6 protein-coding genes are annotated in these 5533 nt (G+C 60.6%); 2 read left to right on the top strand and 4 right to left on the bottom strand.

From position 1 onward, the window contains the following. Window positions 1-426: 426 nt before the first annotated feature. The gene (gene miaB / locus PXK07_RS18500; RefSeq protein ID WP_274849779.1) at window positions 427-1749 is read right to left on the bottom strand and encodes a tRNA (N6-isopentenyl adenosine(37)-C2)-methylthiotransferase MiaB; all 1323 of its coding nucleotides are present in this window, start codon (window positions 1747-1749) and stop codon (window positions 427-429) included. Window positions 1750-1879: 130 nt separating this feature from the next. Here miaB and PXK07_RS18495 point away from each other — a divergent pair, with 130 nt between their 5' ends. Then, window positions 1880-2749 (top strand): glycosyltransferase family 2 protein, encoded by an 870-nt coding sequence (locus PXK07_RS18495; protein WP_274849778.1) that lies wholly within the window; start codon window positions 1880-1882, stop codon window positions 2747-2749. A gap of 21 nt (window positions 2750-2770) precedes the next feature. Here PXK07_RS18495 and PXK07_RS18490 read toward each other — a convergent pair whose 3' ends face one another. Both PXK07_RS18490 and irrA read right to left on the bottom strand, forming a co-directional pair. Further along, window positions 2771-3568, bottom strand: a complete 798-nt coding sequence (locus tag PXK07_RS18490) for a phytanoyl-CoA dioxygenase family protein (protein WP_274849777.1) — start codon at window positions 3566-3568, stop codon at window positions 2771-2773. A 146-nt stretch (window positions 3569-3714) separates the two neighbouring features. Further along, entirely contained in the window at window positions 3715-4131 is a 417-nt protein-coding gene (irrA, locus tag PXK07_RS18485; protein WP_274849776.1) for an iron response transcriptional regulator IrrA, read from the bottom strand. A 214-nt stretch (window positions 4132-4345) separates the two neighbouring features. On the opposite strand from irrA, the gene fabA reads away from it, so the two are divergent. Continuing rightward, a complete protein-coding gene (gene fabA, locus PXK07_RS18480; RefSeq protein ID WP_274849775.1) occupies window positions 4346-4855 on the top strand; it encodes a bifunctional 3-hydroxydecanoyl-ACP dehydratase/trans-2-decenoyl-ACP isomerase in 510 nt (169 codons plus the stop codon). Between the two features lie 120 nt (window positions 4856-4975). On the opposite strand, the gene PXK07_RS18475 is transcribed toward fabA, so the two are convergent. Further along, window positions 4976-5533 (bottom strand): hypothetical protein (locus tag PXK07_RS18475; protein WP_274849774.1); only part of this gene is annotated, 558 nt, incomplete at its 5' end.

The raw sequence follows: 5533 nt of genomic DNA, 5'->3' as shown, positions 1-5533 counted from the left end.
AGGTGCCCAAAGGTCTTCCTGTCAGCCATCGCACTCGCAGCGCTCGTCATTTACTGGCTATGAGTCCTGACCCTAGTGCGGCCATGGCAGCGACCAGCACAGCGCCTATGTTCTTTCTGTTGAAATTCAGCACAACCAGATTTCCTTCCCCTAAGCCCCCAGGGAGCCTGCCACCAATACGCAAACTTGGCGATTTCAGGCAACATTCGATATACACACGCAAAACTACACGATTATTTGCCCCAGCGCGCGTGGTGAGAACAATTTTTTTTAAGAAACTATGCGGTTTCAGCCAACACTCAAACCAATTTCTTAAAATTGTCTCCAAAATGGATGCAATAAGGACTCACTCACCGGGGCGCACACCCGGAGAGCAGCAACATCGGCCAGGGACAGACGGAATCGCAGGGCAGGCAGCCTGCCCTGTCAGATCAACTCTCCGGCCAGCGAGTTCGGCCCCGAAGAGACGATCCGCACCCGTGCCAGATCACCGATTGCGCGATCACAATCGGCCACATGGACGGCGTGCAGGTAGTCGGATTTCCCCACCATCTGCCCAGGCAGGCGGCCAGCCTTTTCAAAAAGCACGCCAACCTCGCGCCCGACCATGCTGTCCTGAACCTCGCGCTGCTGGCGGCTCAGCAGGGCCTGCAGGCGCTGCAGGCGCTCATCAGCCACAGCGGCCTCGACCTGGGCGCGTTCCGCCGCCGGGGTGCCGGGGCGGGTCGAATACTTGAAGGAATAGGCCGTGCCGTATTTGACTTCCTCGATCAGATCCAGCGTCGCCTGGAAATCCTCTTCGGTCTCTTCCGGGAAGCCGACGATGAAGTCGCCCGAGATCAGGATATCGGGGCGCGCGGCGCGGATGCGTTCGATCAGGCGGATATAGCTTTCGGCAGTATGGCTGCGGTTCATCCGTTTCAGGATCCGGTCCGATCCCGCCTGCACCGGCAGGTGCAGATAGGGCATCAGCTTCTTGCAGCTGCCATGCGCCTCGATCAGGTCATCCATCATGTCGTTGGGGTGCGAGGTGGTGAAACGGATGCGCTCCAGCCCGTCGATCTTGTCAAGCTCCCAGATCAGCTGCGCCAGCGTCCAATCCGCACCATTCGGCCCCTCGCCGTGGTAGGCGTTGACGTTCTGCCCCAGCAGGGTGATCTCGCGCACGCCGCGTTCCACCAATTCCTGTGCCTCACCGATGATGCGCGCAACCGGGCGGGAGACCTCGGCGCCACGGGTATAGGGCACCACGCAGAAGGCGCAGAACTTGTCGCAGCCTTCCTGCACGGTCAGAAACGCGGTCGGGCCGCGCTTGGCCTTGGGGCGGTTCTTCAGCTTCTCGAACTTGTCCTCTTCGGGGAAATCGGTGTCGAGCACCTTCTGCCCCTCGCGCGCCTTGCTCTCCATTTCCGGCAGGCGGTGATAGCTTTGCGGGCCGACCACCAGATCGACCAGCGGCTGGCGGCGCATGATCTCTTCGCCTTCGGCCTGGGCGACACAGCCCGCAACGCCGATCTTCAGATCCGGCTTTTCCGCCTTCAGCCCCTTGAAACGGCCGAGTTCGGAATAGACCTTTTCGGCGGCCTTTTCCCGGATGTGGCAGGTATTGAGCAGGATCATATCGGCGTCATCGGCCGATTTCGTCTCCACATAGCCTTGCCCGCCCAGCGCCTCGGCCATGCGTTCGCTGTCATAGACATTCATCTGACAGCCGTAGGTCTTGATAAACAGCTTCTTGGGCGCGCTCATGGGTTCAATGCCTTTATAGCAGGACAAGGGAGATCAGCGGCCTGCCTTACAGGGGAATGACGCCGCTTGCAATGCGCGCGCTGATACCCGATTTTGGGGGCAAATGCCAGAACGGCAGGAGCAGGCCACCGTGATCCATTCTTCCCTCGATATGTTCCTGAGCGCCCGGCGGCCCCTGCTCGAAAAGGGTCCGGTTGCCCTGATCTTTGTCGAGGACGATGTCGAAGTTGCCGCCACCCTGCGCCACCATCTGCAAAGCGGCTTCAAGTCGGTGGTCGCGCTGATGCCCGATGGGTTCGACCTGCCCGCCGATGTAACCGCGCGCATCGAACGGGTCTCTTTCGATTGCGGCCGATCAGAGGACGTCTTTGCCGCGATCAACCAGGTGATCCGCGCCGCCAGCCCGGGATGCTGGCTATATTACTGCTACAACGCGGAATTCCTGTTCTTTCCCTTCTGCGAAACGCGCACGGTCGCGGAAATGCTGACCTTCCACACCGAGGAAAAGCGCAGCGCAATGCTGACCTATGTGATCGACCTTTATGCGGGCGATCTGGAGGCGCAGCCCGATGCCGTCTCACTGAGCGATGCCTATCTGGACAAATCCGGCTACTATGCCCAGGCCCGCTATATCGGGACCAACAGCACCCCGGAAGAACGGCAGCTCGACTTCTTTGGCGGAGTACGCTGGCGGCACGAGGAACACATCCCCTGGACCAGCCGCAAGATCGACCGGATCAGCCTGTTCCGCGCCCGCGCCGATCTGGAGCTTCTGCCCAACCACACCTTCAATATCGCCGAGTACAACACCTACGCCTGCCCCTGGCATCACAACCTGACGGCAGCCATTTGCTCCTTCCGCACCGCCAAGGCCTTGAAGCGCAACCCCGGATCCTCCTTCGACATCCAGACTTTCCGCTGGCGCAACTCGGTGCCATTCGAGTGGCACTCGCGGCAACTGCTGGATCTGGGCCTGATGGAGCCGGGGCAGTGGTTCTGAGCAATCAGGTCTGAACACCCCTTACCGCTGCAACAGCACCGGGAACCAATCCACGCGCAGGCGCTGGCCGGGCTGCATGTCGTGCCCCGGATAGGGTGGAGAGGTGCGGCCCGGACGCTCTACGTACCGCGCATCCTCTCCCACCAGGCGCAGGGAGAACGCACGGCGGCGCTGGTCAGAGGTATTGCCGCGCGCGCCATGCAGGGTGCGATAGTTGAAGGCCACCGCATCGCCCGGCTCCATCTCCCATTCCAGCACCGTCATGCCTTCGGCATCCGGATCGGGCACCGGCATGTATTGGCCTTCGTCCGGGAAAAACCCTTCTTCTGAGACCCAGCGCGTGGGCAGCACTTCCTTTTCCCAGGCGTGCGATCCCGCAACGCAGCGCAGGGTTGCCTCGCGCACGGGATCCAGCGGTGACCAGAAGCTGATCGTCTGCTGCCCTTCGACAAAGTAGTAGGGGCCATCCTGGTGCCAGGGCGTCGCCATCGAGGTGCCCGGCTCCTTGACCAGCACGTGATCGTGGAACATCTGCACACGGTCCGATTGCATCAGATCGGCGGCCACCTCGGCCACCGGGGAGGCCTGGATCGCCTCCTCGAACTCGGGAATGCGGGTCCAGTTGCAGTAATCGTCAAAGAACCGCCCCGTCTGCCCCGGCTTTTCATTGTTCGACGCATAGGGCCCCGGCGCCTGCATGTTGGCCTCCACCCCGGCGCGCAGCAGCTCCAGCTGATCGCGGAACAGCCCGCGCACCACCACGACGCCATCGCGCTGGTACTGATCGATGTGATCCTGGGTCAGGAGCGGGTGAATCATGGCGGCCTCCGAATGTTCTTGTCGGTATCTGGCCAGAGCCTGCCCCCGATCCGCGCCGGGTTCAAACCCAAACTGCCTCAGAAGGCCACACAACGAAAAACGCCCCGCGGATCATCGCAGGGCGCATCAAAGGGCTGTGGGCCGGATCACTTCTTGCGCAGGCGGATCACCACATCGACCGAGGCGATCTCCATCCCCTCGGGCGCATCGGGCAGGCTCTGGATCACCAGCTGATCCGAGGGCGCATCGCTGACGCGGCCATCCTGCTCCCAGTAGTAATGGGGGTGATCATGGGTGTTGGTGTCAAAGTAGCTTTTCGACCCGTCCACGGTGATTTCCTGCAAGACGCCCGCCTCGCAGAAGGCGCGCAGGGTGTTGTAGACGGTGGCCAGCGACACGGCCGCGCCCTTGTCCTTGGCGGATTCAAACAGGCTCTCGGCGGTGACATGGCGATGCTGGCCATCCCCGACCAATAGCTCGGCCAGCGCCACCCGCTGCCGGGTCGGGCGCAAACCGGCCTGTCCCAGCCATTTGGTTGCCAGATCTTCGCTGTTTGGCGTCATGTGCAGATCCTGCCTCGCGTTGCTGACCATATATATAGGGGCATTGCAGGGCTGTTTTCAAATAGAATCCTTCTAGAATGCCAGCCACCTTGACCGCTGCGACCCCATGTCCCTGCCCCTTCCACCCCGTGCAGAAGGCTTGCAGGACCCTTTGGCGCGGTGCTACAGGGGGCCAGCTAAACAACTGACACCCGAAGGCAGGAGTACCGCCAGCATGGCCGATTACCCGAGCAGCTTTGACAAAGAAGACTTGCTGAAATGCGCCCGAGGCGAGCTGTTCGGCCCCGGCAATGCCCAGCTGCCCGCTCCGCCGATGCTGATGATGGACCGCATCACCGAGGTGAGCGCGGATGGCGGCGCCCATGGCAAGGGCCACATCCTGGCCGAGTTCGACATCACCCCCGACCTGTGGTTCTTCGACTGCCACTTCCCCGGCAACCCGATCATGCCCGGCTGCCTGGGCCTTGACGGGTTGTGGCAATTGACCGGCTTCAACCTCGGCTGGCGCGGCTGGCAGGGGCGCGGCTATGCCCTGGGCGTGGGCGAGGTCAAGCTGACCGGCATGGTGCGCCCCGACCGCAAGATGCTGACCTACAAGGTGGATTTCACCAAGGCCATCCAGACCCGCCGCCTGACCATGGGCGTCGCCGACGGCATCGTCGAGGCCGACGGAGAGGTAATCTACCAGGTCAAGGACATGAAGGTCGCCCTCAGCGAGAGCTGATTTGAGGCGCAGTCCGGCTAGAAGATCAGGAGGCCCCGTGGGGCCTCTTTTTTGTTGTTCCTAGGGCAAAGAGTGCCGGGACAACTCGAAACCGGTTCCCTCAATCCATCAAGACCACACTCAAGCTTTAAGACAGCGAACAATAAATTCTGCCATACTATCCCACATCGCCATTAGGTGTTTATCTGACGGCGCGAAGTCAGGGGAGTGCACATAGCGGTTAAGCGTATCCGCTGAAACAAGCTGGTCCAGCTGCCCAAATTTCTTCGTTGCGGCCAATTGCTTTTTGCCAATTTTGTCGTCGTCAAATAGGTGTTGCCCCACTTTTTGTACCTTCGCCGACAACTTGTCATTTTGATGCACAGCCATGCCATGTTGGGCCACATAGTTCTCAATTGAGATCTCAAGAAGGACTCGAAATAGAACCGAGATTGCATTGCGGTGCTTTCCTAGGTCCAAACCAAATTGCAACTCTTCCCAAATCTCATGGTGCCTTTGAAGTCGCCCCGGCCAAACGATCCCATAGTCCTTTTGCGGAATAAGCGTGTTTCTAGCGGAGGGTTTTAGCGCCGGGCTCGGCTGTGGACTAGGAGATGGCTTCGGCTTAGGGTCAGGACCCATTGATTTCCGTCCAGCGGCGTGATTCACGGTTCGAAAATCGAGCGGTAACATGTCTGA

The sequence above is a fragment of the Phaeobacter sp. QD34_24 genome, assembly GCF_028890115.1.
Taxonomy (GTDB): Bacteria; Pseudomonadota; Alphaproteobacteria; order Rhodobacterales; family Rhodobacteraceae; genus Phycobacter.
The sequence above is the reverse complement of the archived record's forward strand: the minus strand, read 5'-3'. Positions and strand labels throughout refer to the sequence as shown.